This window comes from Micromonospora jinlongensis (assembly GCF_013410645.1).
Taxonomy (GTDB): Bacteria; Actinomycetota; Actinomycetes; order Mycobacteriales; family Micromonosporaceae; genus Micromonospora; species Micromonospora zamorensis.
In genome coordinates this window covers 613181-637440 of the sequence record NZ_JACCHK010000001.1, presented here as the reverse complement: position 1 = coordinate 637440, position 24260 = coordinate 613181, and the positions used below count along the sequence as shown (strand labels likewise).

General features: G+C 73.1%; 22 protein-coding genes. 9 read left to right on the top strand and 13 right to left on the bottom strand.

Features of this window, described 5'->3' with window-relative positions; genetic code table 11:
* Positions 1-259: 259 nt before the first annotated feature.
* The 4 genes from HNR22_RS02265 to HNR22_RS02250 form a co-directional block, all read right to left on the bottom strand.
* Positions 260-928 carry a hypothetical protein gene (locus HNR22_RS02265; RefSeq protein WP_179778795.1) on the bottom strand — a complete coding sequence of 223 codons (669 nt, stop codon included), beginning with the start codon at positions 926-928 and terminating at the stop codon, positions 260-262.
* A 75-nt stretch (positions 929-1003) separates the two neighbouring features.
* Positions 1004-1978: a pirin family protein gene (locus tag HNR22_RS02260; RefSeq protein ID WP_141909206.1), complete on the bottom strand. Its 975-nt coding sequence runs from the start codon at positions 1976-1978 to the stop codon at positions 1004-1006.
* Positions 1979-2102: 124 nt separating this feature from the next.
* Positions 2103-2663 carry a hypothetical protein gene (locus HNR22_RS02255; protein ID WP_179778794.1) on the bottom strand — a complete coding sequence of 187 codons (561 nt, stop codon included), beginning with the start codon at positions 2661-2663 and terminating at the stop codon, positions 2103-2105.
* Positions 2664-3728: 1065 nt separating this feature from the next.
* Positions 3729-4040 carry a pyrophosphohydrolase domain-containing protein gene (locus tag HNR22_RS02250; RefSeq protein WP_179778793.1) on the bottom strand — a complete coding sequence of 104 codons (312 nt, stop codon included), beginning with the start codon at positions 4038-4040 and terminating at the stop codon, positions 3729-3731.
* A gap of 295 nt (positions 4041-4335) precedes the next feature.
* Between HNR22_RS02250 and HNR22_RS02245 the strand changes: the two genes are divergently transcribed.
* Complete coding sequence (locus tag HNR22_RS02245) at positions 4336-5706, top strand: alpha/beta hydrolase family protein (protein ID WP_179778792.1); 1371 nt, start codon at positions 4336-4338, stop codon at positions 5704-5706.
* A 112-nt stretch (positions 5707-5818) separates the two neighbouring features.
* Here the strand turns inward: HNR22_RS02245 and HNR22_RS02240 are convergent, their stop codons facing one another.
* The 5 genes from HNR22_RS02240 to HNR22_RS02220 all read right to left on the bottom strand — a co-directional run bounded on the left by HNR22_RS02240 (position 5819) and on the right by HNR22_RS02220 (position 10221).
* Positions 5819-6532: a hypothetical protein gene (locus HNR22_RS02240; protein ID WP_179778791.1), complete on the bottom strand. Its 714-nt coding sequence runs from the start codon at positions 6530-6532 to the stop codon at positions 5819-5821.
* A 244-nt stretch (positions 6533-6776) separates the two neighbouring features.
* On the bottom strand, positions 6777-7880 hold the full coding sequence (locus HNR22_RS02235; protein WP_179778790.1) for a DUF3626 domain-containing protein: 1104 nt from the start codon (positions 7878-7880) through the stop codon (positions 6777-6779).
* Positions 7864-8319, bottom strand: coding sequence for a VOC family protein (locus HNR22_RS02230; protein ID WP_179778789.1), 456 nt, complete (start codon positions 8317-8319; stop codon positions 7864-7866). The genes HNR22_RS02235 and HNR22_RS02230 overlap by 17 nt, the downstream gene beginning before the upstream one ends.
* A 187-nt stretch (positions 8320-8506) precedes the next feature.
* Entirely contained in the window at positions 8507-9136 is a 630-nt protein-coding gene (locus HNR22_RS02225) for an MBL fold metallo-hydrolase (RefSeq protein ID WP_179778788.1), read from the bottom strand.
* The gene (locus HNR22_RS02220) at positions 9133-10221 is read right to left on the bottom strand and encodes an S-(hydroxymethyl)mycothiol dehydrogenase (RefSeq protein WP_179778787.1); all 1089 of its coding nucleotides are present in this window, start codon (positions 10219-10221) and stop codon (positions 9133-9135) included. The genes HNR22_RS02225 and HNR22_RS02220 overlap by 4 nt, the downstream gene beginning before the upstream one ends.
* A gap of 183 nt (positions 10222-10404) precedes the next feature.
* Here HNR22_RS02220 and HNR22_RS02215 point away from each other — a divergent pair, with 183 nt between their 5' ends.
* The 3 genes from HNR22_RS02215 (at position 10405) to HNR22_RS02205 (ending at position 13571) form a co-directional block, all read left to right on the top strand.
* Positions 10405-10827: a hypothetical protein gene (locus tag HNR22_RS02215; RefSeq protein WP_179778786.1), complete on the top strand. Its 423-nt coding sequence runs from the start codon at positions 10405-10407 to the stop codon at positions 10825-10827.
* 20 nt (positions 10828-10847) lie between these two features.
* Positions 10848-12029 (top strand): low temperature requirement protein A, encoded by a 1182-nt coding sequence (locus HNR22_RS02210; RefSeq protein WP_218906131.1) that lies wholly within the window; start codon positions 10848-10850, stop codon positions 12027-12029.
* Between the two features lie 81 nt (positions 12030-12110).
* A complete protein-coding gene (locus tag HNR22_RS02205; RefSeq protein WP_179778785.1) occupies positions 12111-13571 on the top strand; it encodes a cryptochrome/photolyase family protein in 1461 nt (486 codons plus the stop codon).
* A gap of 12 nt (positions 13572-13583) precedes the next feature.
* On the opposite strand, the gene HNR22_RS02200 is transcribed toward HNR22_RS02205, so the two are convergent.
* The 4 genes from HNR22_RS02200 to HNR22_RS02185 form a co-directional block, all read right to left on the bottom strand.
* Complete coding sequence (locus tag HNR22_RS02200) at positions 13584-14495, bottom strand: SDR family NAD(P)-dependent oxidoreductase (protein WP_179778784.1); 912 nt, start codon at positions 14493-14495, stop codon at positions 13584-13586.
* A gap of 25 nt (positions 14496-14520) precedes the next feature.
* On the bottom strand, positions 14521-16029 hold the full coding sequence (locus HNR22_RS02195) for a flavin-containing monooxygenase (protein ID WP_179778783.1): 1509 nt from the start codon (positions 16027-16029) through the stop codon (positions 14521-14523).
* A gap of 90 nt (positions 16030-16119) precedes the next feature.
* Positions 16120-16578: a hypothetical protein gene (locus HNR22_RS02190; RefSeq protein ID WP_179778782.1), complete on the bottom strand. Its 459-nt coding sequence runs from the start codon at positions 16576-16578 to the stop codon at positions 16120-16122.
* The gene (locus HNR22_RS02185) at positions 16578-17057 is read right to left on the bottom strand and encodes a hypothetical protein (RefSeq protein ID WP_179778781.1); all 480 of its coding nucleotides are present in this window, start codon (positions 17055-17057) and stop codon (positions 16578-16580) included. The genes HNR22_RS02190 and HNR22_RS02185 overlap by 1 nt, the downstream gene beginning before the upstream one ends.
* 44 nt (positions 17058-17101) lie before the next feature.
* On the opposite strand from HNR22_RS02185, the gene HNR22_RS02180 reads away from it, so the two are divergent.
* The 5 genes from HNR22_RS02180 (at position 17102) to HNR22_RS02160 (ending at position 24223) form a co-directional block, all read left to right on the top strand.
* Positions 17102-18079 carry a WYL domain-containing protein gene (locus HNR22_RS02180; protein WP_179778780.1) on the top strand — a complete coding sequence of 326 codons (978 nt, stop codon included), beginning with the start codon at positions 17102-17104 and terminating at the stop codon, positions 18077-18079.
* A gap of 93 nt (positions 18080-18172) precedes the next feature.
* The gene (locus HNR22_RS02175; RefSeq protein ID WP_179778779.1) at positions 18173-18805 is read left to right on the top strand and encodes an ATP-binding cassette domain-containing protein; all 633 of its coding nucleotides are present in this window, start codon (positions 18173-18175) and stop codon (positions 18803-18805) included.
* On the top strand, positions 18802-20079 hold the full coding sequence (locus HNR22_RS02170) for an extracellular solute-binding protein (protein WP_179778778.1): 1278 nt from the start codon (positions 18802-18804) through the stop codon (positions 20077-20079). The genes HNR22_RS02175 and HNR22_RS02170 overlap by 4 nt, the downstream gene beginning before the upstream one ends.
* Positions 20076-21842: an ABC transporter permease gene (locus HNR22_RS02165; RefSeq protein WP_179778777.1), complete on the top strand. Its 1767-nt coding sequence runs from the start codon at positions 20076-20078 to the stop codon at positions 21840-21842. Before HNR22_RS02170 ends, HNR22_RS02165 begins: the two co-directional genes overlap by 4 nt.
* 59 nt (positions 21843-21901) lie before the next feature.
* On the top strand, positions 21902-24223 hold the full coding sequence (locus HNR22_RS02160) for a tetratricopeptide repeat protein (RefSeq protein WP_179778776.1): 2322 nt from the start codon (positions 21902-21904) through the stop codon (positions 24221-24223).
* Positions 24224-24260: the final 37 nt, after the last annotated feature.

The window sequence follows — 24260 nt, the reverse complement described above, 5'->3', positions numbered from 1 at the left end:
CTGAGCGGCCTGGCGACCCCGGGGGCGTCACGGGGTGGGGGCTCGCCTGAATCGCCGGGACAGGCGGGCGCCCCTGGTCACGAACCGCGACCTAGGGCGCCACGCAAACCTGCCCAGGCGGTGAGCCGCTTCCGAACCGGTCGCGGTCACCAGGCGGTGGATGCCCGCTCGAACCGAGCGGTCAGCACTGCCGGGTACAACCATACGACAGAACATCCTCCGTTTGGTCAGAATTTGGCGAAGTGTGGGCCAGGGCACGTCACGGCCTGCCGGTGACCTCCGCGTACCGGTGCTCAAGGTCGACCCGGGCCAGCGCCCCCACCAACCAGGCCAGTTGCTCCGACTCGCCGCTGGCCAGGCCGGCCAGGTCGTTCGCCGACCTGCCCAGCCCGAGCCGACGGGCCGCGGCCAACGCCCGCCGGTCGGCGACCGGGGCCACCTCCCGCCACAGTGCCTGCGCCTCACGCAGAAACAGGTCGACGACCTGATCGTCCACGCCGGGAAGCTCGGCGAGGAGCGCCCGCTCCCGGACCGGATCGTGGTGCGCCACCGCCCGCAACCGTCGCAGATCGCCCCGGTACCGCTCGACCACAGTGCGGCCCAGGTCACCGAGCACGCTGGCCAACGCGTCCACGTCGCCGCGCTGACCGCTGGCGCGCAGCACCCGTACCCGGTCCTCGTGCAACGAACGGGCCAGCCTCGCGGCGCTGTCCCACCCCTCGTCGCGCAACGCCCGGGCCCCGTCCAACGCCCGGCGGAAGTCACCCCGACGGGCCAGCAGCACCGCAAGGTAGAGCACCTGGAACAGGCTCGCCGGGTTGTTGGTCACCCGAAAGCCGTACTGCTCGGCGAAGCCCCGCCCGCTGCCCGCGAGCCGGCGCGCCAGACGCTTCCGGTCCTCGACCGGGGTGATCAGGGTGGTCGGCATGTCGACGACTACCCGCGCGACAGTGGGTCACACGGGCCGCGATGGGCTGGCGCCGTGCAAGCCCGCGGTGCGGTGTCAGCCGTGCAGGCCGCCGGTGCGGTCGCGGGCCTTGAGACGGGTCGTGGGCAGGGCGGGCGCCGGCAGCGGCGGTGCCGAATCGTCGGCGACCACCCCGAACCGCCGATCCCCCGCCATCCAGTCCTCCCGGGCGGCGGCGATCTCCTCGTGGGAGCGGCCCACGAAGTTCCACCACATCACCAGCGGCTCCTCGAACGGCGTACCGCCCAGCAGCAACAACCGCGCCCCGGCCCCACCGCGCACGGTCAGCTCGCGGCGGCCCGAGCCCAGATAGAGCAACGCCCCCGGCTCGAACCCGACCCCGGCGGCCTCCGCCGACCCGGACATCGCCAGCAACGCGTACTCGAAATCGGGCCGCAGCGACAGCGTCGTCGGCGCCTCGCCACCCAGCTCGACCTGCACACCCACCAGCGGGGTGTGCACCACCGCGGGTGACCGATGCCCGCCGAACTCGCCGACCAGCAGGGTGCAGTCCAGATCGCCGTCCCGCCAGCGCGGCAGGTCCGCGTGGTGCGCGAAGTCCGCCGCCCCGGCTCGCGCGGGGTCCGGCAATGCCACCCAGAGCTGCACGCCGTGCATCACCGGCGGGTGGACGGCGGGCGACCGCTCCGAGTGGGCGATCCCGTTACCGGAGGTCATCACGTTGAGCTGACCGGGCCGGATCGGCTGCACGTTGCCGAGGCTGTCCCGGTGCAGGATCTCCCCTTCCAACAACCAGGTCACCGTCTGCAGACCAGTGTGCGGGTGCGGCGGCACCTCCATGCCAGGCCGCTGCTCCACATCGTCCGGGCCGAAATGGTCGACGAAGCACCACGCGCCAACCATCCGGCGGGGACGCTGCGGCAGCAGTCGCCGCACCGTGGTGTACCGACCCAACGGCACGTCGTGGCCGGGCAGCAGCACGCTGCCGGGATCAACGTCGGCCACACCAGGTGGTCGGGTCTGCGCCAGCATCGATTCAGTACGCTCCACCGCCCGACTGTACGCTCACGCCCGCCCACGACCGGCGCTTCCGGCAGGGCGGGCGGGGCATGCCGCTGGCCGGCACCCGGGGTGGGGTGCCGGCCAGCGGTGCCGTCCGGTGTTCGTGCTGGGGTCAGCTGTTCCAGTGCTGGGCGACCAGGTCGGTGGCCTGCTGCTCCCACTGCGCGTAGGCGTCCGGGTACGCGGAGACCTGCACGGTCTGCGCGGCCTCGGTCAGCGGCATGTCCTGCCAGCCGTCAACCTGCTTGAGGCCCTTCAGGAACGCGGTCGTGGAGTACTCGGGGTCGGTGATCTGCTCCGGCGTGCCCCAACCGCTGGTGGGGCGCTGCTGGAACAGGCCCAGCGAGTCGTGGTCGTTGGCGTCGCCGAGGTGGCCCAGGTTCTCCAGCTTGGACTCCTGCAGGCTCGTGGCGATGGAGATGACCGCGGCGCGCTCGGGCAGGCCGGCCTTCTTCGTCGCGGCGATGATCGCCTTGACGTTCGCGGTCTGCTCATCATTGATGGTGATGTGGGACTGGTCGCCCTGCGGCTTCGGGGCGGCCGACTGCACCGCTACCGCGACCGGCTTGGCATCCACGGGGTTGGCGTGGGCGGCGATCGGGCCGGCGAAGACACCACCGGCGAACGCGAGACCAGCAACAGACAACATGCTCTTACGGAAGATCGTGTTCATGGGGGTAGCTCCTTCGGGGGTAGGAAACACCCGGCCACTGACGGGGGTCGGCGGCACAAGGGTGTGAGCACCTCGTCCGGCGCTGCAACAACATCAAGGGGGAAAGTCTGGGGGAGATCGGCGCCCACAATGCCGGGGGCTTGCGGGGCCGGGGTCGGCGGCCTACGAGCGGGGGGCTCGGGCGCCGGGTTCATGTGTAACGACCGGGGGGCCGGGGTCATTCCCGGCGGGCCGATCCGCCGACATCCGCTGGTGTGAAGCGGTGGCGGGGGGTCGCTCGTGGGGACTGCAACGACCCGGGGGCTAGGGATCATTCCGAGGGCCGGGCCATCCCGTGGCACCCGGTGGAGCCGGGTGCTTGGGAGGCTTCAACGATGCGGACCGGGGCGGCATTCCAACCCCGCCACCAGCGGTTCCAACCCCCGCGGGCGGCGCGGTGAGCAGCCGGTGGTCCTGCGATCGTCAGGGTATGTAACGACCCCGCCCCGGCCATCATTCCGACCCACCGGTGCGACCGGTCACAGGCCGAAGGCCCCGAACCTCGTGCCACGGCCAAGCCGGCATGGTGACCCGCGTTGGTCGACGGGTGGTGCATCCGACACGAATACTCATAGCGGACATAATTGCCTGCCCGGCACCCATATTGACCTTGATCCACTCGGCTTCCTGAAAGGCGGGGCATCCGAGGCGGGATGACACCCCGACTTCATGAAACCCGAGTCGATCACGGACCTGCCAAGCCGACCAGCGGGCGCCAATCCAGGCAAATGCGGCAGCGTCCTGGGAGGCCGACCGGCAGGGCACACGGTCCAACCCGGCAGGGTACGGACCGACCGGCCAGACACTGATCGACCAGCCAGACACGGACCGACCGGTACGCCGGGGTGCCGAGAAGCCGACCGGCAAGGCTGCGGGCAGACCGGGTGAAGCCAGCCGGACAGTACCCGGACGGCCACCCGGACAGGACCGGAAGAGCCACCCGGCCAGCGCCAGGAATGCCCGCCGGACAGGATCGGGAAGACCGGGGCGGGTCAGGTCGCGACGGATGGCACGAACGGGTGCCACTCAGTCCGTGAGGCGGGAGCGCACCTTCGCGGCGCAGGCGTCCAGGACCGTCTGCGCGTCCAGCCCCAGGCTCTCGATGGCCACCAACGCCGTGAAGGCGACGTCGGCCAACTCTGCCGCGACATCGTCGCGCGTGTGGGTGACACCTTTGCGGGGATTCTGCCCGAGCAGACCGATCCAGGCGGCCGACGCCTCGCCTGCCTCCTCGGTCAACTTGAGGATGCGGCAGGTCAGTTCGGTTTGCCCGGCCCCGTTCGCCGCGTCCAACCAGCTACGCGACGCGCGGGCCGCCTCCCAGATCGACTCGGTCACGGCGACCAGTCAACCTGACCAGCCGACCGGCCCATGCGACCGGGTACGGGCGAACGACAGCTACCCGATCAAGGCGAGGATCGCCGGCCAGCTACAGACGGTGAGTGTCGCGTCCGCGGGTGCAGAGCAAAGGACGTATGTCGGCACGGCACGAGGAGCGTGCCGGGCTGATCGGCCGATCAGCGTAGCCATTGACACTGGTCGACGGCGGTTCTAGGTTCAGGACGCTACCGGCCGGTAGGCAACCGTCCCGCCTGGTCGCCCCCGGGCGACGCCCGTCCGATGGGGAGCATCGATGCTGTCCGCACCCGTTCGTACCCTCCGCCGGCTGCTCGCCGCCACCGCGACGCTGACCCTCGCGGTCGGGCTGGCCGGTGCCGCGCCGGCCAGCGCCACCGGTCGCGACCCGAAAGGCGGCGAGCCGCTGCCCGGGTACACCATCGAGAATCCGCCGCTGGCTCCGCTGGTCGTGGGCGGCAAGCCGACGACGGTACGCCAGGGCGTGCACCGCCACGCCGGGTACATCATCGAGGTCCCCGCCCGGTGGAACGGTGACCTGGTGCTGTGGGCGCACGGCTACCGCGGCCAGGGCACGGTGCTCTCGCCGGAGCAGCCGGGCTTCGGGCTGCGCCAGCGACTGCTGGAACAGGGGTACGCGTGGGCGTCGTCGTCGTACGACCGCAACGGCTTCGACATCCGGTCGGGGGTGCTGGGCACCAAAGATCTCGCCGACCACTTCGGGCGGACGGTCCGCCGGCCGCAGCACACCTACATCGCCGGCGTGTCGATGGGCGGGTACGTCATCGGGCGCTCGCTGGAGCAGTATCCCGGCTACTACGACGGGGCGCTGCCGATGTGCGGGGTGCTCGGCGATCAGACCCTGCTCGACTTCTACCTGGACTACAACCTGGTGGCGCAGGCACTCGCCGGGGTGCCCGCGTACCCGACGCCGGCGGACTACCTGACGAACGCCGTACCCCGCATCCAGGTGGCGCTCGGTCTGGCCGGGCTGACCCCCACCGGGCCGGACACCACCACGGACCGGGGCAAGCAGTTGCGGGCGATCACCGTGAACCGTTCGGGCGGGCCGCGGCCGGGTGCGGACGCGGCCTTCGCGGTCTGGAAGGACTTCCTCTTCTCGATCAGCGTGCCCACCGGGAGCGGCAACTCCCCCGCCCAGCGGCCCGGTCAGCTGTCCACCAACCTGCTCACCCGGTACGCCCCGAACAGCCCGGTGAACGTCAACGCCACAGTGCGGCGGGTCGCCCCGGAGAACGTCGTGCAGCGACTCCTGCCGACGCTGACCGAGGTGCCGCGGATCGCCGGTCGGCCCACCGCGCCGGTGCTCAGCCTGCACGGCCTCGGTGACATGTTCGTCCCGTTCAGCATGGAGCAGGCGTACGCCAGTGATGTGGCGCGCAACGGTCGCAGCAAGCTGGTGGTCCAGCGGGCCATCCGGGCCACCCAGCACTGCGAGTTCTCCCCGGCGGAGGCCGGCGCCGCCTGGGACGACCTGACGTCCTGGGTACGCACCGGCAAGCGCCCGGCCGGTGACACCGTGACCGACCCGGCGGTGGTGGCCCGGCCGGACTACGGCTGCCGGTTCAGCGACCGGGACGCGTACGCCGCCGGCGTCGGCACCCGGCGCCTCTACCCCGCCTGCTGACCCGCCCGACCAACACAAACCCGACCTGCACGCGCCCGACCAGCACGACACCGAGCAGCACGAAACCGGCCGGCTCCCGTGAAGGGGAGCCGGCCGGCCTTGTGTGCGGGTGTCACCACATCTGCTGGACGATGTCCGCCGCCTGCTCCTCCCACTGCGCGTACGCGTAGGGGAAGGCCGAGACCTGGACGGTCTGCGCGGCGGTGGTCAGCGGCAGGTCCTGCCAGCCGCCGACGTTCTTGAGCGCGGTGAAGAACGCCGTGGCGGCGTACTCCGGGTCGGTGATCTGGTCGGGCGTGCCCCAACCGGACGACGGGCGCTGCTGGAACAGGCCCTGCGAGTCGTGGTCGTTGTATGCGCCGAGGTGGCCGAGGTTGTACAGCTTCGACTCCTGCAGCGAGGTGGCGACGCCGATCACCGCGCCCCGGTCACCGACGCCGGTCTTCTTGGCGGCGTCGACGATCGCCCGGGCATTGGCCAGTTGTGCGTCGTCGAGGGGTACCCGCGACTGCGCACCCTCGATGCCGTGCGGGATCAGCTGGTCGCGGCTCGGCTTGCCCGCCGGCGGCTTGCCGGTGGCGGAGCCGGTGGTCAGGCCCGACTCGACGGGCTGGTCGTCCTGGCGGGCCTGGGTGGCGGCCTTGCCGGTGGCGCGGTCGATGGCGGCGACGGCGCCCTGGTGTGGTCCGGAGGTGACCGGTGCGGCGACCGCGGTCGGCGCGAGGGCCAGACCACCGAGAGCGGCCACACCCGCCACGCTCAGCGCGGTCTTGCGGTACGAGTCCTTAGCGATGGCGGGGAGCCATCGAGTGAAGTCGACCTTCACGATGGTTGCCCTTTCGATCGTGCGGAGCGCTCCGGGGTGAACACTCCTCGGGAGATGACCGCGGAAAGGGTTTGGGCTCCGGCGGTACGGGGGACACAACCAGGTTCACGTGTCGGTCATTCCGGAAATGCCGGGGCCTGGGTGAGGTGCGGTCCCGGTCACCTGGGGAAATGGGACAGTCGACGCCAGCGGTGGAAGGTCGGCGGGAAACGGACGATCGACGCAGGCGTGACGAGCCGGCAGATCAGGTGCCGTACGGCGTGCCGAAGCGGACCAGCACGTGCCAGAGCTGCTTGAGGTGCTGAAGGGTGTCCGCGATCGGGCCGCGATCCGCCCAGCGGTGCGGTTCGGCGACCACCGAGGCCGCCGCCCGACCGATCAGCGCCGCGTCCACCGGGTCGCCCGCCCGGGCGAACTCCCGGTGCACCCGGGCTGCCAGCACGGGGATCGCCGGGCCCCGGAACTCCGCGTCGACCTGGTCGACGGCCAGCACGAAGCCGGGGTGCCATCGCAACGGGAAACCGAACCGCTCGGCGATCGATTCCAGCGTCGTGCCGGTCGGGGTGCCGGCGAAGGACGGGTCGACCACCAACTCCTCGACGTCGTACGCGAGGTCGAGCGTGCCGTGGACCTGGGCCTCCACGTAGTCGTCCAGCGCACGACCGACCGCGCCCGGGGTGGTCGGCGGGTCCAGCAACGTCCGCGCCAGCGCGGCGACGCCCGTCCCGGCACGGCCCAGGCAGTCGCCGGTGGCGGCGACGCCGGCCAGGAGCCCGGCGAGCACCGCCTCGAACGCGTCGGCCGTGCCCACCACCTCCGGGCCGAGGTGGCTGTCGCCGAGGCAGAAGGTCGCCCGGCTCAGCACCGCCGGACGCAGCCGCAGATGGCAGGAGCCGAAGCGGGGGCAGGCACCGTCCGCGTGGTTGAGCAGGTTCAGGCCGCCGTACGTGGGCCGCTGCGCCGGCGTCACGCCGGGCCGCTGGTACGCGCCGTCGAACATCCGGTGCTCCCAGCGGTCCCGGTCACCACCGGGGTACGCGGTGAGCCCACCGTTGGAGATCCCGGTGACGAACTGGCTGCGGTACACCCCGTCCTCGGCCAGGGCGGCGGCGACGGTCCGACCGTCGGCACACAACCGGTCGGGGTGGAAGTTGACGGTCAGCTGCCCGGACCCGATGGCCCCGAGCAGCTGCTCCGGGCGGTGGCCGACGTCGGCGGTGGTGAGGTGCCGGGCGATGGTGGCCAGCGCGGCTGGACGCTCGACCACGGCCGATGACCGCACGTATGCGACGGCAGCCGTCTGCGCCGGGGTGAGAGCAGCGGCGCGCCGCTCAGACGTCGCCGTCATGTCCGGGGTCATCGTCGTCCACCCCGGTGCCCAACTCCTGGAAGATGGTGATGTGCAGGTCGGCCGGGGCGTCGAGGCGGGAGTTGACCGACTGCCACGGCGTACGGGTGGGCGGGGCGACCTCGCTGGCCCCGGCGGCGACCAACCGGGCGGTGGTCGCCTCGGCGTCGTCCACCTCGAAGGCCACCCGGATGCGGGGCGCGACCTGCCGCCCCACCTCGACCTCGTCGATCATGCGCTTCTGCGCCGGGTTGGCGATCTCCAGGGTGGCGCGGCCGGCGTCCAGGATCACCACCCGGGCGTCGCCGTCGCCGCTGAACGCCGCCTCCTCGGGCAGGCCGAGTGCGTCGCGGAAGAACGCGACGGCCGCGTCGTGGTCGGCGGCCTCCACCACGAGTCGCAGCTGGCGGACAACGGGGGCGGGTGAGTCGGCGGCCATGTTCAAGATCCTAGCGCCGCGGCGAGGTTGGGTTGGGTCCGTCCAGAGGGGAGCGACGGTGGTCGAGGCGGCGACCGACGACACGTACCTGCTGCGTCCGGTCGGGCGGGTCGCCTCGCCGCTGACCGACGTGGTGAGCGCGCCACGGCAGGGCGACGAGGGCGCGCCAGCAGGCGTGCGTGCTGGCTCAGTGGCCGCGCGCCAGCCACTCCGGCAGGTGCGGCGCCTCCGCGCCGATCGTGGTGTCGTCGCCGTGACCGGTGTGCACGACCGTCTCCGCCGGAAGGGTGAGCAGGCGGGTGCGGATCGACCGGACGATGGTGTCGAAGTCGCTGTACGAGCGCCCGGTCGCACCCGGACCCCCGGCGAAGAGCGTGTCGCCGGTGAACACCACGCCCAACTCGGGGGCGTGGAAGCTGCACGCGCCGGGGCTGTGCCCGGGGGTGTGCAGCACCCGCAGCGTCGTGCCGCCCACCTCGATGTCCTGCCCGTCGTGCAACTCGCCGTGCGGCGGCAGGTGCGGGTGGACCATGTCCCACAGCACCCGGTCGGCGGCGTGCAGCAGCACCGGCGCGCCGGTGGCCTCGGCCAACCCGGGTGCCACCCGGACGTGATCGTCGTGGGCGTGCGTCGCCAGGATCGCCCGGACCTGGCGGTCACCCACCAGGGCGAGGATCGCGGCCACGTCGTGCGGTGCGTCCAGGACGACGCACTCGCGGTCGTCGCCGATCACCCAGACGTTGTTGTCGACGTCGAACGTCTGCCCGTCCAGGGAGAAGGTGCCCGAGGTGACCGCGCGGTCGATCCGGGCGGTCACGGGAACACCACCACCGAGCGCAGGACGTCGCCATGGTGCATCCGCGCGAACGCGTTCTCGACCTGGTCGAGCGCGATCTCCTCGGTGACGAACGCGTCCAGGTTGAGGCGGCCCTGCAGGTACAGATCGGTGAGCATCGGGAAGTCCCGGCTGGGCAGGCAGTCGCCGTACCAGCTGGACTTCAGCGCACCGCCGCGCCCGAAGACGTCCAGCAACGGCAGCTCGATCTGCATCTGCGGGGTCGGTACGCCGACCAGCACCACAGTGCCGGCCAGATCCCGGGCGTAGAACGCCTGCTTCCACGTCTCCGGGCGACCCACCGCGTCGATCACCACGTCGGCGCCGAAGCCGCCGGTAGCGGCCCGGATCGCCTCGACCGGGTCGGTCTCCGAGGCGTTCACAGTGTGCGTGGCGCCGAACTGGCGGGCCCAGTCCAGCTTGCGGCTGTCGGTGTCCACCGCGACGATCGTCGTGGCGCCGGCGAGGGCCGCACCGACGACCGCCGCGTCTCCGACACCGCCGCAGCCGATCACCGCGACCGAGTCGCCCCGGGTGACGTTGCCGGTGTTCATCGCCGCGCCCAGCCCGGCCATCACGCCGCAGCCCAGCAGGCCCACGGCGGCCGGCCGGGCGGCCGGGTTGACCTTCGTGCACTGCCCGGCGTGCACCAGGGTCTTCTCGGCGAACGCCCCGATGCCCAGCGCCGGTGCGAGTTCGGTGCCGTCGGTGAGGGTCATCCGCTGGGTGGCGTTGTGGGTGTTGAAGCAGTACCAGGGGCGACCCCGGCGGCAGGCGCGGCAGACCCCGCAGACGGCGCGCCAGTTGAGAACGACGAAGTCACCCGGGGCGACGTCGGTGACGCCCTCGCCCACCTGCTCGACGATGCCCGCCGCCTCGTGCCCGAGCAGGAACGGGTAGTCGTCGTTGATGCCACCCTCGCGGTAGTGCAGGTCGGTGTGGCAGACGCCGCAGGACTGGATCCGGACAACGGCCTCACCGGGGCCGGAATCGGGCACCACGATGGTGGTGACCTCGACCGGTGCTCCCTTGCTGCGGGAGATGACTCCCCGGACTTCCTGGCTCACTTCGCCTCCTGCTGGTGGTCTGCGGCAGGGCCGGGCGCCGGGTGGGCGGGTGTGCCACGGGCTCGGCGGTGGGCCCCCGGCGAACCTACCGCGACCACCACGGCCAGCCCACCCGGCCCGGCGGTTATCGCGGGCGGTCCGGGGTACGCGGGCCGCATTCGACCACTGCCATCGGGAGTGACCATGAAGCTCGCACACCTGCCGTTGCGGGTCAGCATCGGCGCGTACGTCCTCAACTCGGGTCTGGGCAAGCGCAACCTGGAGGGCGCCGCCGCCGAGGGCATGCACGGGATGGCGGTCGCCGCCATGCCCCAGCTCGGCCAGTTCGAGCCGGCGCGCTTCGCCAAGCTGCTGTCGTACTCGGAGATCGCGCTGGGGGCAGCCCTGCTCGCGCCGTTCGTCCCGGCGCCACTGGTCGGGCTCGGCCTGACCGCGTTCGGCGCGGGCCTGGTGCAGCTGTACCTGAAGACGCCGGGGATGCGGGAGCCCGGGAGCGTACGCCCGACCCAGCAGGGCACGGGGCTCGCCAAGGACATCTGGCTGGTCGGCGCCGGGCTGACCCTGGTGCTGGAGGGGCTGACCCACGGCCGTCGGTGGCACCGCTGAGCCCGGCCTGAGGAGCGGCGTTGACCGTCTCCCGTTCGGTGCGGCCGTTCTACCGGCCGATGCGTCCTCGTCGCCGCGACGAGCCGCACCGCGCGGCCACGCCGCTGGAACTCTTCTTCGACCTGTGTTTCGTGGTGGCGGTGGCACAGGCCGCCAGCAGCCTGCACCACGACGTCGCCGAGGGGCACCTCGGCCATGCGGTGCGCAGCTACGTCATGGTGTTCTTCGCGATCTGGTGGTCGTGGGTGAACTTCACATGGTTCGCCTCGGCCTACGACACCGACGACGACGTCTACCGGATCACCACGCTGGTGCAGATCTCCGGTGCGCTGATCCTGGCGGCCGGGGTGCCGCGTGCCTTCGCCGACGGCGACTTCACGGTCATCACCTACGGGTACGTGGTGATGCGGCTTGCCGCCGTCGTGCACTGGAGCCGCGCGGCGGTCGGCGACCCGGGACACCGCCCGGCGGCACGCCGCTACGCGATAGGCGTGACGGTGGTGCAGGTCGGGTGGTTGCTGCGGCTGTTGCTGCCCGCCGAGTGGGCCATCGCGTCGTTCGTGCTGCTGCTGCTGGCCGACCTGCTGGTGCCGGCGGTGGCCGAACGCCCCGGGATGACCCCGTGGCACCCCCGGCACATCACCGAGCGGTACGGGTTGTTCACCCTCATCGTGCTCGGTGAGGCGGTCCTGGCCATCTCGATGGCGATCCAGACCGGGCTCGACGCCGGGGAGCACGACCTGTGGTCGCTCGCGGCGGCCGGCGCGGTCATCGTGTTCGCGCTCTGGTGGCTCTACTTCGACCGGCCGATCGAGGCGCCCGACCGGCTGCCGTACTCCTTGATCTGGGGCTATGGCCACTACCTGGTCTTCGGGGCGGTCGCCGCGGTCGGGGCCGGCCTGGGCGCGACGGTGGACGTCGAGCGGCACCTCGCGCACATCTCCGAGCGCACCGCCGGGTACGCGGTGACCATCCCCGTCGCGGTCTTCCTGCTCACGATCTGGGTGCTGCACGTGCGCCGGCAGCAGCACGGCGCGGTGGTCGTGGCCTTCCCGGTGGTGGCGCTGCTCGCACTGCTCGCGCCGCTCGGTCCGGCCCCGGTGTACGTGCTCGCGGCCCTGCTGGTCGCCCTCGTGACGCTGACCGTGCTGCTGCGCGGCCGCGACCTCGGACCCGCAGCGACGGTGTCCGAACCGGCCTGACCCGACGCCGCGCGGAATCCGGTGCCCGACCTGTCGGACCGGCGTCGGTTGCGAGGGCCGGAAAGTGGGCAGAATTGCGGCATGTATCGCCGCCGATGGTTGCTGGCCGACCAACTCGGGCCACACTTCCTCGACGACCCCGACCAGCCGGTGCTGCTGGTGGAGATTCGAGACCTGTTCCGCCGACGGCCGTTGCACCGGCAGAAGGCTCATCTGATCCTGTCCGCGCTGCGGCACCGGGCGGCCGAGCTGGGCGACCGGGCGCTGCTGCTGCGCACGGACACGTTCCGCGAGGCGCTGGCGCAGGTCGCCGAGCCGGTGGAGGTGTGTCATCCGCACTCCCGGGCGGCCCTGAGTTTCGCCCGGTCGGTGCCGGAGCTGACAGTGCTGCCACCCCGTGGGTTCATCACCAGCCGGGCCGACTTCGCCGGCTGGGCGGATCGCCCCCGGCGCGGTCCGCTGCGGGTGGCCGACTTCTACCGGTACGCGAAGCGGCGGCACGACATCCTGACCTCGCCGGCCGGAGCGACCGGGACGGGGCGCCGACCCCGCGCCGAGGGGCGGGACGCGTCGGCGGTGTCACCGCCGCCCCCACCGATCGTCGAGGACGACATCGACGCCGAGGTCCGCCGCGACCTGGACCGGTGGGCGGCCGACGGGGTGCGGTTCGTCGGCCGGGACGGCCCCCGGCGGCACCCGGCCACCCACGCCGAGGCGCAGGCCCGGCTGACGCACTTCCTGACCCACCGGCTACCGGTGTACGGCCGCTACGCCGACGTGATGAGCGGCGACGACCCGGTGTTCGCACACTCGGTGCTCTCGTCCTCGTTCAACCTCGGCTTGCTCCACCCGGAGCCGGCCGTGCGGGCCGCCGAGCAGGCGTGGCGGGACGGGACGGCCCCGCGGACGGCGGTGGAACCCTTCGTCCGGGGGTTGCTCGGCTGGCGGGAGTTCCTCTGGCAGCTGTACTGGTACTTCGAGCCGCGGTTCCGGGGGGCGAACTGGCTGACCGCGACCGAGCCCCTGCCGGAGTGGTTCGCCGAGCTGGACGCCGACGCTGTCGAGGCCCGCTGCCTGGCCGACGTCCTCGGCGCCGTCCGGGACCACGCGTGGACCCACCACACGCCCCGACTGCTGGTGCTGGGCAACTACGCGTTGCAGCGCGGCTGGCGGCCGACCGAGCTGGCGGACTGGTTCGAGCGCTGCTTCGTGGACGGCACCGACTGGGTGATGAACGCGACCGTGATCGGCATGAGCCAGTACGCCGACCTCGCCCGGCTGGACACCCGCCCGTACGCGGTGGACGGCACCGACATCGACGAGATCAGCGACTACTGTGCCGGCTGCCGCTACGCGCCGGAGCGGGCGCTCGGCGAGCTGGCGTGCCCGTACACCGGGGGTTTCGAGAGTTTCCTGCACCGCAATCGGGGTCGGTTGGTGGGCGACCCGCGGCTCGCCGCCGAGCTGGCCCGCCGCGACGAGCCGGAGCACCGCGAGGCGGTGCTGGCCCAGGAGGAGAAGCGGGGCAGCACACCGCCGTGACCGGGCCGCCGGTCACGCCACCTCACGGGCCGGGTCGACAGCGGCGTCGCCGGGGCGTTGCGCGGGCACGCCGGGGGTCGGCGGCCCCGGGCGGACGACGCCCCGGTTCAGGCCGGTGACCAGAAGCCGGTTGTACGAGGCCGGCAGGACCCGGGCCAGCAGGTCGGGCACCTTGGCCGACCAGCCGATCAGCACCCGGCCCCGACGCCGCTCGACGCCACGCAGGATCACCTCGGCGGCGCGCTCCGGTGAGATGGTGAGCAGCTTCTCGAACTGCGCCCGGCCGGCCGCGTACTCCTCGTGCGAGACGCCGCTGCCGATCCGGGCGTTCTCGGTGATGCGGGTGCGGATCCCGCCGGGGTGCACCGACGTCACCCCGATGCCGTCGTCGACCAGCTCGTGGCGCAGCGCCTCGGTGAAACCGCGCACCGCGAACTTGCTCGCCGAGTACGCGGTCTGCCCGGCCGGCGCGATCAGCCCGAACAGGCTGGAGATGTTGACCAGGTGCGCGCCCGGCTCTGCCTTGAGGGCCGGCAGCAACGCGTGGGTCAGCTGCACAACGGCCCGGAAGTTGACGTCGATCACCCAGCTGAACTCGTCGAACGTCACCTGGTCGAACCGGCCGCCGAGGCCGACGCCGGCATTGTTCACCAGCAGTCGGACGCGCGGGTGCCGCTGACCGATCTCCGCGGCCACCTGGGCGGTGGCCGTCACGTCGGCGAGATCCAGCAGGTACGTGTGCACCTGGCGACCCGGGTGGTCGAGGCGGATCGCGGCGGTGACCGCGTCCAGCCGCCCGGCGTCACGGTCCAGCAGGACCAGCTCACTGCCCCGGCGGGCCAGCGCGTGCGCCAGCGCCGCGCCGATGCCGCTGGCCGCGCCGGTGACCACGGCCGTGCCGCCGGCGAAGTCGAACCTCTGCACGATGTGCTCCTCTCCGGGCGGTTACCTACGAGCAGACGGACGGGTCGGGACGCCGGACGCCGGCGGGTGTGGGCACCTCGCCGGCCCGGGTGAAGCGCACACCCTCGTCGGTGAGCCGGCCGTGCCGCATCAGCAGCACGTCGCGGGCGTAGTTCTGGTGCAACCGCCACGGCGCGGCCGCACCCTGCTTGGGCAGGGCGTCGACGGCGCGCAGCACGTAGGAGGAACGCAGGTCGATCAGCGGCACCCGCCGCGCGTCCGGCGGCGGCAGCGGGGTGACGACCTGCTGACCGGTGCGGTCCAGGTGCCGCAGCAGCCGGCAGACGTACCCGGCGACCAGGTCGGCCTTGAGCGTCCACGACGCGTTGGTGTAGCCGATGGTCAGGGCGAAGTTCGGCACGCCGGAGAGCATCATGCCCTTGTAGGCGACGCTGCTCGCCAGGTCGACGTCGACGCCGTCCACGCGCACCGTCAGACCACCGAGGGCCAGCAGGTTGAGCCCGGTCGCGGTGACCACGATGTCGGCGGGCAGCTCGTCGCCGGAGGCCAGCCGCACGCCCTGGGCGGTGAAGGTGTCGATGGTGTCGGTGACCACCGACGCCCTGCCCTGCGCGACGGCCGTGAACAGGTCGCCGTCGGGGGCCACGCAGAGCCGCTGGTCCCACGGGTCGTAACGGGGTGAGAAGTGCCGGTCGACGTCGTATCCGACGGGGAGCCGGCCCCTCGCGGCCCGGCGCAGCACCCGCTTCACCAGCCCGGGCGCACGCCGGCTGAGCTGGAAGTTGACGGTCGACAGCAGCACGTTCTTCCACCGCACCACCGGATACGCGGCCTTCGCCGGCAGCCGGCGCCGCAGCGCGTCGGCCAGCCGGTCACGCGAGGGCAGCGCCATGACGTACGTGGGTGAGCGCTGGAGCATCGTCACGTGGGCGGCCCGCTCCGCCATGGCCGGCACCAGGGTCACCGCCGTCGCGCCGCTGCCGATCACCACCACCCGCCTGCCGGCGTGGTCGAGATCGGCAGGCCAGTGCTGTGGGTGCACCACCTGCCCGGCGTACGCGTCGAGGCCGGGCAGCGCCGGGGTGTAGCCCTCGTCGTAGCGGTAGTAGCCGGTGCAGGCGAACAGGAACGAGCAGGTCAGCACCACGGTTTCGGCGGTGTCGGTGCGCTGGGCGTGCACCGTCCAGCGGGCGGCGGCGCTGTCCCAGTCGGCGCGCAGCACCCGGTGCCGGAAGCGGATGTGCCGCTGCACGTCGTACTCCCGGGCGGTCTCCCGCACGTACTCCCGGATGGTCGTGCCGTCGGCGATGGCCTTCGGGGCGGTCCACGGCTTGAACGAGTAGCCGAGGGTGAACATGTCCGAGTCGGAGCGGATGCCCGGGTAGCGGAACAGGTCCCAGGTGCCGCCGACGGCGTCGCGCGCCTCCAGCACCGCGTACGTCTTGTCGGGGCAGTCACGACGAAGGTGGCAGGCGGCCCCGATGCCGGACAGACCGGCACCGATGATCAACACGTCGACGTGGTCGGAGGCCAAGGCGTTCCTCCATCCGGGGCGGTGGACGGACACTAACACCGCACCCGGATGGCCGGAAACCACCGCGAGACCGCCCGCCGTCCCGCGGAGCTAGGCGGACGCCCTGGTGAAGGTCATGATCCAGTTGGTCTCCCAGGTCTGCTCACCGTCGGTGGAGAACGCCTGCTCCCAGCGGGCGGTGGTCGCGCTGATGTCCGACCAGATGAACCGGCAGCGCACCGGCCGTCCCTCGTGTTGGTCGTCGGCGTAGAAGCGGCCGACCCCGTCGACGAAGCGACCCACCATCGGCGGCAGCCCCAGCACGCCGTCAACGCTGCTCATCCAGTAGATCGACCACTCCTGCCCCACCGGGTCGAAGATCCGGATCGTGGCGCCGGCCGAGCCCCTGGTCGGGAAGGTGATCTCGTCGAAGTGACCGCCGCCGGCGAAGAAGCCGTGCGCGACCGACACCCCGGGAAACTCCTCCCACTCGTCGGAGCCGACCAACCGCTCGCGCAGCCGCCGGTTCACCACGTTCCAGGTGCCCACAAAGAAGTCGAAGTCGCCCATCAGCGGCCCACCGGCCCTTCCGCTCGCGTGTCACGCAGATAACCGATCAGATTCGGGGTCTCCGGCGTCAGCATGTGCCGGACCCAGGCGGCCCGCTCGTGCTCCAGCACCGCCAACTCCCAGACGCAGCCGACTGCCGGGCGGTGCAGGTGGACGAAGTGTGTCGGGTCGTCGTCGGGACAGTCCAGCGCCGGCTGCCCGGCCGCGGCGACACGGACCTCCACCGCGTTGTCCCACACCCAGGTGTACGCCAGCAGGTAGGCGCCGGTGTCCGCGCCCCGGTGCAGCACCACCCACCCGGCGGCCGGGGTGCCGTCGTCGACGACGTCGGCCAGCAACGCCGGCAGCAGGTCGTACGCGGCCTTCTCCACCTCCGGCTCGATCGGCCGCTCCGGCTGGTCGATGTGGTAGCGCTTCAGCTGTCGACCGTCCACCATGATCGGTCCCGGTGTTCTCAGATCCTTGTCGCGAAAAGCCATGCCGGGACCGTACGACCGCTCCCCTGACAGCTAGTGTCAGTGAAGTGCGGGCCAGTCGACTTCTCTCCGTCCTGCTGCTGCTCCAGTCGCACGGTCGGTTGACCGCCGCGCAGCTCGCCGACCGGTTGGCCGTGTCCCCCCGCACCATCTACCGCGACGTGGAGTCGCTGCACGCCGCCGGCATCCCGCTCTACGGCGAGGCCGGGCACGCCGGCGGCTACCAACTCATCGACGGCTGGCGGACCCGCCTGACCGGGTTGACCGCCGACGAGGCCGACCGGCTCTTCCTGGCCGGGCTACCCGGCCCCGCCGACGAGCTGGGCTACGGCGACGTTGTCGCCGCGCTGCAACTCAAGCTGCACGCCGCCCTCCCCGCCCCGCTGCGCGACCGGGCCGCCCGACTCCAGCAACGCTTCCACCTGGACACCCCCGGCTGGTACGCCGACGGCGACGCCTCCCCCGAGCTGGCCCGCACGGCCGAGGCGGTCTGGCGGCAGCACCGCGTCGAGGTGCGCTACCGCGGCTGGAACGGTGAGGTGACCCGGGTGCTGGAGCCGTACGGCCTGGTGCTCAAGGGCGGCCGGTGGTACGTGGTGGCCGACCAGCCCGGCCGGGGCTCGCCGGCGACGTACCGGGTCAACCAGATCCTCGCGCTGACCCCCCTTCCGCAGGAGTTCGACCGACCCGCCGACTTCGACCTGCCGACGTGGTGGCGGGCGCACGTGGTGCGGTTCCGCGCCCAACTGCACCGGGACGAGGCAACAGTCCGGCTCTCCCCCGCCGGTCGCCAGCGGTTGCGGGAGATCGGCAGCGACCCGGTGGTGACCGCGGTGGACGCCAGCGCCGGGCCGCCGGACGCGCGCGGCTGGGTGACCGCGGTGCTGCCGATCGAGTCGCTCACCCATGCCCACGGCGACCTGCTGCGCCTGGGCGCCGACGTCGAGGTGCTGACCCCGGTGGCGCTGCGCGAGCGTCTGGCCGCCACCGCGGCCGGGCTCGCCGCGCTCTACCGGCCCGACTGAGCAGCTCCGCCATCTCCACAGTGGAGGTGGCGAGGACATCGATTGTCGGCACGATGTGCCACCCTGGGGACGTTCGCCCAGCGGTCACCGGAGGTGAGGGTCACGTTACGGCTACGCGCACTGGTCGCCGTCCCCGGCACCGGGCCGGTGACCCTCGACGTCCCCGCCGGCACGCTCGCCGCCCTGGTCGCGCCGCCACGCTTCGGCACGGCGGTCGCCCGGGTGCTGGCCGGGCTCGCCGCCCCGGTGACCGGTCGCATCCTGGTCGGCGACCGGGACGTCACCACCCTGCCGCCGCCACGCCGGCAGATCGGCTACGTGCCCGCCGGTGGCGCGCTGCTCCCCCAGCTCACCGTGCGCCGCAACATCGAGTACGGCCAGCGCAAACGCGAACGGGTGCACGAGGTGGCCGACGACTGGACGGCCACCGTGGTCGACCGCCTCGAGCTGGCGTTCTCTCTCACCCTGCTGCCGCACCAGATCAACGCCGCCCAGCGGTTCCGGGTGGCGCTCGCCCGGGCGGCGGCCTGCCTGCCCGAGGTGCTCGTCATCGACCTGCCGGCCGGGTCGGCGGGCGACAGCCGGCTCGGTGACCTGATGCCTCGACTCTCCCCACCCGCCTCCCCCGGGGTGGCGGTGCTGGTCTGCACCGCCGACCCGGCCACCCTTGCCGAGATCCCGGTGCGCCACGAGCTGGTCACCGAGCCGAGCGGGGCCACCCGATGACGCCGACCGTCCGACTGGGTCGCCGTGCCCTGCTGCGGGCCGCCGCCGCGGGCGCCGCGGCCCTGGCCGCCGGCTGCTCGGGCGGGACCCGGTCGGTGCAGGTCGCGGTGGTCTGGAGCACCAGCGAGCTGGACCGGTTCCGCGACGTCGTCGCCGACTACCCCGGCGACGTGCAGGTGGTCAGCGCCGGCAACGACATCGACGCGTTCCTGCGGGCCCGGCACCTCGCCGGCACCAGCCCGGACGTGGCGATCCTGCCGCGCCCCGGCCTGGTCACCGAGTACGCCCAGCGCGGCTGGCTGAGCCCGGTGCGCCCGTCCATCGAATACGCCGTTCCCGACGCGCTGGGCGAGCTGCTGACCGCCGAGGGCCGGCGCTACGGCGTCTGGGTGAAGGCGGCGCACAAGTCGCTCGTCTGGCACCTGCCGTCCGTGCTGTCCGAGCAGCCGGCCAACTGGGACGAGCTGGTCGCGCTCACCCGCCGGCTCGGCGCGGCCGCCCGGCGCGACGGCGGCCCGGCGCCCCTGGCCATCGGCGCGGCGGACGGGTGGGTGCTGACCGACTGGTTCGAGAACGTGCTGGCCGACGTGGCACCCGAGAGCTACAACGTCCTCGCCCGGCCGGACGCCGACTGGCAGGCCAGGCCGGTGCGCGACGCCCTGGGTCGGCTCGCCGAGCTGTGGAGCGTCGACGGCGCCTTCCTCGGCGGCGGGCGGCGGGCCCTGCTCACCCAGTACGAGGAGTCGGTGATCCAGGTGGTGCACACCCGGCGTGCGGTGATGCTCTCCGGGGCCGACTTCACCGCCGACGTCGTCGGCCCGTTCCAGCGGGGCCCGGAGGCACCGACCACGTTCCCGTTCCCGGGCGCCCGACCGGGCGGCGGCCCGCTGATCGTCGGCGGGGACGCCGCAGTGGCGTTCACCGGCGCCCAGGGCGGGGTCGAGCTGGTCGAGTGGCTCACCAGGGCCGGCTCGTTCGGGCCGTGGCTGCGCGCCGGCGGCTACCTCTCGCCCAACACCAACGTCCCGATCAGCAGCTACACCGACCCGGTCGGCCGGCAGCTCGCCCGGGAGATGCAGGCGCCCGGCACGCTGCGTTTCGATCTCTCCGACCAGCTGCCCGGCGCGTTCACCGGCTCGGACGGGGTCGGCATCTGGCGGATCATGCAGAGCTTCTTCGCCGACGTCACCGACGGCGTCGGCGCCGACGAGGCGATCCGGCGCGCCACCGGTCAGCTCGCTCTGGCGGCCCGCAGCGCGGGTGGCGGCCGATGAGCCAGGTGCGGGTCCTCGGCGAGCTGGCGGTGCTCGACGACGTCGGGCCGCCCCGGCGCGGCCGGGCCTATCCGGCGGCGGGGGCGACCTCCGCACTGCTGCTGCCGGCCGCGGTGCTGCTCGGTGGGCTCGTGCTCTGGCCGGTGCTGCGGACCATGCACGCCAGCGTCACCACCGATGGCCGCTGGGTCGGCGCGGAACACTTCCGCACCGCGCTGGCTGCCCCCGGCACCGGAGCGGTGGTCGGCCGGACGGTCCTCTGGGCACTGCTGGTGCCGGCGGTCGTGACGGCACTGGGCTATCTGCTCGCCGCGGCCTCCCGCCGCTCCCAGGAGGGCGGGCTGGTCCGGTTGATCCTCCTGGTGCCGGTGGCGTTGCCGCTGGTCGTCACCGGGGTCACCTTCCGGCTTATGTACGACCCGGACCCGCGCCGGGGGCTGGCCACCCTGGTCGCGGCCCGGCTGACCGGCCGCTCGTACGACGACGCGCCGCAGCTGCTCGGGCCGGGGTTGGTCACCGTGGCGTTGATGTCGGCGTTCGTCTGGGCCTGGGTGGGGTTGGCCGTGCTGGTCTTCCGGTCCGCGCTGGACGCGGTGCCGTCGAGTCTCGCCGACGCGGTCCGCGCCTACGGCGGGGGGCGTCGACATGTCCTGTGGGACGCGCAGTGGCGGCCACTGCTGCTGCGCACGACCGCTGTGGTCTTCGCGTTGGTGGCGGTCGGCACCAGCCGCACGTTCGACCTGATCCTGGTGATGACCCCCGGCTCGGTCCGTGACGAGGCCTCCGTGCTCGCGCTGCGGATCTGGCAGACGTCGGGCGGCACCACCACCGGCGACGGCGCGGCGCTCGGAGTGGTGTGGCTGGTGGCGGTCGTCGGCGGGATCATGGTGGCGGCGCTCTTCGTCCGACAGGCCTGGCCCCCGCCGCGCGCCGAGGCGACCCCGGAGCCGGGTCCCGTCGCCCCGCCCCGGCGGGTGTTCCGGCTGCTCGCGGCGGGCGCGGCGATCGCCTGGCTGGTGCCGCTGGGTGTGCTGGTCGCCACGTCGGCACACGGCAGGGTGGACGCCGCCGCGCGGGGCTGGTGGTCGGCGCCGCCGAACGACGAGTCCTACCGCAACCTGGTCACCGGCACCGAGCTGTGGCACACGCTGGGCTTCACGCTGCTCCTGGCCTCCGCGGTGACCGCCACGGTGCTGGTGGTCGCGCTGTTGGCCGCGTACCCGTTGGCCTGGTTGACCGGGCCGGCCGCGCAGGCCACCGGGCTGGTGCTGCTGGCGGCCAGCGTCGTGCCGATCCAGGTCATCGCCGGGCCGGTCAACGAGGTGCTGGGCCTGGTGCTCTCCTCCGGCACGGCCCAGGGCCTGGCCCTGGTGCACATCGCGCTGGGTGTGCCGTTCGCGGTGCTGGTGCTGCGCAACGCGTTCGCCGACCTGCCGGTCGAGCAGGTGCGCGACGCCCGGCTGGGCGGGCGTCGGTGGTGGCACACCCTGCGCCGGTTGGCCCGGCACAACCTGTCGGCGGTGGTGGCGGTCTCCGTGCTGGAGTTCGTCCAGGTCTGGAACGACCTGGTGGTGGGTCGGCTGTTCAGCGGGCCGGGGGCTTCGCCGCTCGGCCCGTTCCTGGCCGAGCAGACCCGCAGCTTCGTGAGCAACAGCGGCGCCCTGGCGGCCAGTTCGGTGCTCGCCTCGGTGCTGCCGGTGGTGCTGGTGGTGCTGTCGCGGCGGCACCTGGTCGCCGGGCTCGTCTCGGGAGGTGTCCGCTGACCCGGCCGGGCGGTGGCCGCCGCAGCCCCCGTTGGCCGGCGCTGATCGCGATCGGCGGGGTGGTCAGCGGCGTCCTCGCCAACGTGGTCAGCAACCTCGCCAGCGACCTGCTCTCCGAGCTGGCGGCAAGCGTGCTCGGGCCCACGAGCATCGCCCTCGCCGTCGGGGGCATCGTCGGCTTCGTGGTCTACGAGGTGCGCCGCCGCCGGGCCGACCGGGAGGTCGACCCCGAACCGACGGATGTGCTCACCGCGCCGTCCACCGGCGCGCCCACCCTGCCCTACACGGCCGAGTTCACCGGTCGCGAGGACCATGTCGAGGCGGTGCTCGGGCTGCTCGCCCGCGAGCACGCGGTGGCCGTCCTGGGCCGACGCGCGGTGGGCACCTCCGCGTGCGCGGTGCAGGCCGCGAATCTGTGCCGGGAAGACTTCCCTGACGGGCAGTACTACCTCGACCTTCGGCGGCGCGGTCGAGCTCACTCGGCCCGGCAGGTGCTCACCGCGCTGGCCCGGATCCTGGGCACCGCCCCGCCGGTCTCCGGCCGGCCGGACGCGCTCGCCGCCGCCGCCGACGCCCTGCGCGGCCAGCTCGACGGCCGCAGGATCCTGCTGGTGCTCGACAACGTCGACCGGCCCGAGCAGGTGTGGCCACTGCTGCCACCCACCGCGCGCACCTGCCGGCTACTGCTCGCCGGCGGTCCGGCGCTGGTGGGGCTCAAGGGTGTGGTCGCACACTGGATCGCCGAGCCGGGCACCTCCGAGGCGGTCGAGCTGTTCGCCGCCGCCGGTGGGGCCGCCCCCGCCGCCCGGGTCCGCCGTGCCGACCCCCGCACCGACCCGGAGGTCCGCGAAATCGTCGACCTGTGCGGCCGTCAGCCGCGCACCGTCCGTGCGCTCGGTTACCGCACCGCGCAGCACGGCTGGCGGCACTCCGACCTGCTGGACGCGCTCCGCCGCGCCGTGCAGACACCGCCACACCAGCGGCTCGCCGTCTCGCCGGCCGCACGTCTGATCACCGAACGGGACACCGCGTACCGGGCGCTGACCCGCGAGGCCCGACGGTTGTACAGGGTGATGTCGCTGATCCCCGCCCCGGTGGACCGACCGACCATCGCCGCGCTGGCCGGGCGGCACCCCGAGCGGGTGACCGCGCTGCTCGACCAGTTGGCCGCCGCGGCGTTCGTGGTCGGCGCGCCCGGCGACCGGTACGAGATCCGCCCGCTGCTGGCCGCCAGCGCCCGGCTGCACCTGCGCGACGCCGATCCGGCCCGGGCCCGGGTCGCCGCGCAGGCCCGACTGACGCGGCACCTGGCCCGCAGAGCGGAACGGCACGCGGCCAACCTGGCGGTGCTCGGCACCCCGCCGGACCGGGAGTGGTCGTTGCCGCTGGACGACGACCCGTACGGCTGGTTCGACCTGCACCAGGAGCTGCTGCTGGCGGTGGTGCGGGTGCCGGCCGGCGCGGCTGAGACACTGCCCCGCCGGGTGCGTCGGTGGTGGTTCCGGCTGGCCGTGGCGCTCTGCGGCTGGCTGGCGTACGCGGAGCGGCTCGACGAGTGGGAGCAGGTCTGCCGCACCGTGCTGGCCACCCCGACGGCCGACGACCGACCGGAGATCGCCGGGTGGGCGCACAACGAGCTGGGTGTGCTGCGCCGTCGCCGGCACGACCCACACGGTGCGGCGGCCGCGCTGACCCTCGCGGTCAACGAGCGTGGGCGCCGGGGCACCGCCCAGGCCCGGATGAACCTGGGTCTGGCGCTGCTCGACCTGGGGCAGCTCGACGACGCGGTGGAGCACCTGGAGATGTCGCGTCGGCACCGCTCGGGAGCCGACCGCGCCGGGCACGCCCTGACCGACCTGGGTCTGGGCGCGGCGCAGCTGGCCCGGGGTGAGCTGGACATCGCGCACCACCACCTGGTGCGGGCGGCCAACACGTTCCGGTCGGTGGGTGACGCGCGCGGGTACGCGGCGGCGCTGACCAACCTGGTGCTGGTGCACGCGGCGCTCGGCGAGCACCTGGACGCCGCGCAGGCGTGGCGGGCCGCGCTGCGCGAGTACGAGTCGGTCAACGACCCGACCAGCCGGGCGACGGCGCTGCTCAACGCCGGGGCGACGCTGCTGAGCAGCACGCCGGGTCAGGCGCAAACGGCGTACGAGCTGCTGGCCGAGAGCCGGCGGCTGCGCGAGGAGGCACGACCCACGGCGGGGCTGGCGCGCACCCTGCTCTACCTGGGCGATGCTGCCGCCGCGCTGGGCGACCAGGCCGACGCGCGGCGGCACTGGGCGGACGCGGCGACGGTCGCCGAGGAGGTCTCCGACGATCAGGGGCTGGCCGCGGCCGACGCCCGACTTGAGGCCGACGCCACGGACCGCGTGACGTAGGTCGCTCAGGTTGGTCGGTGGCACGGCTCTGCGAGAC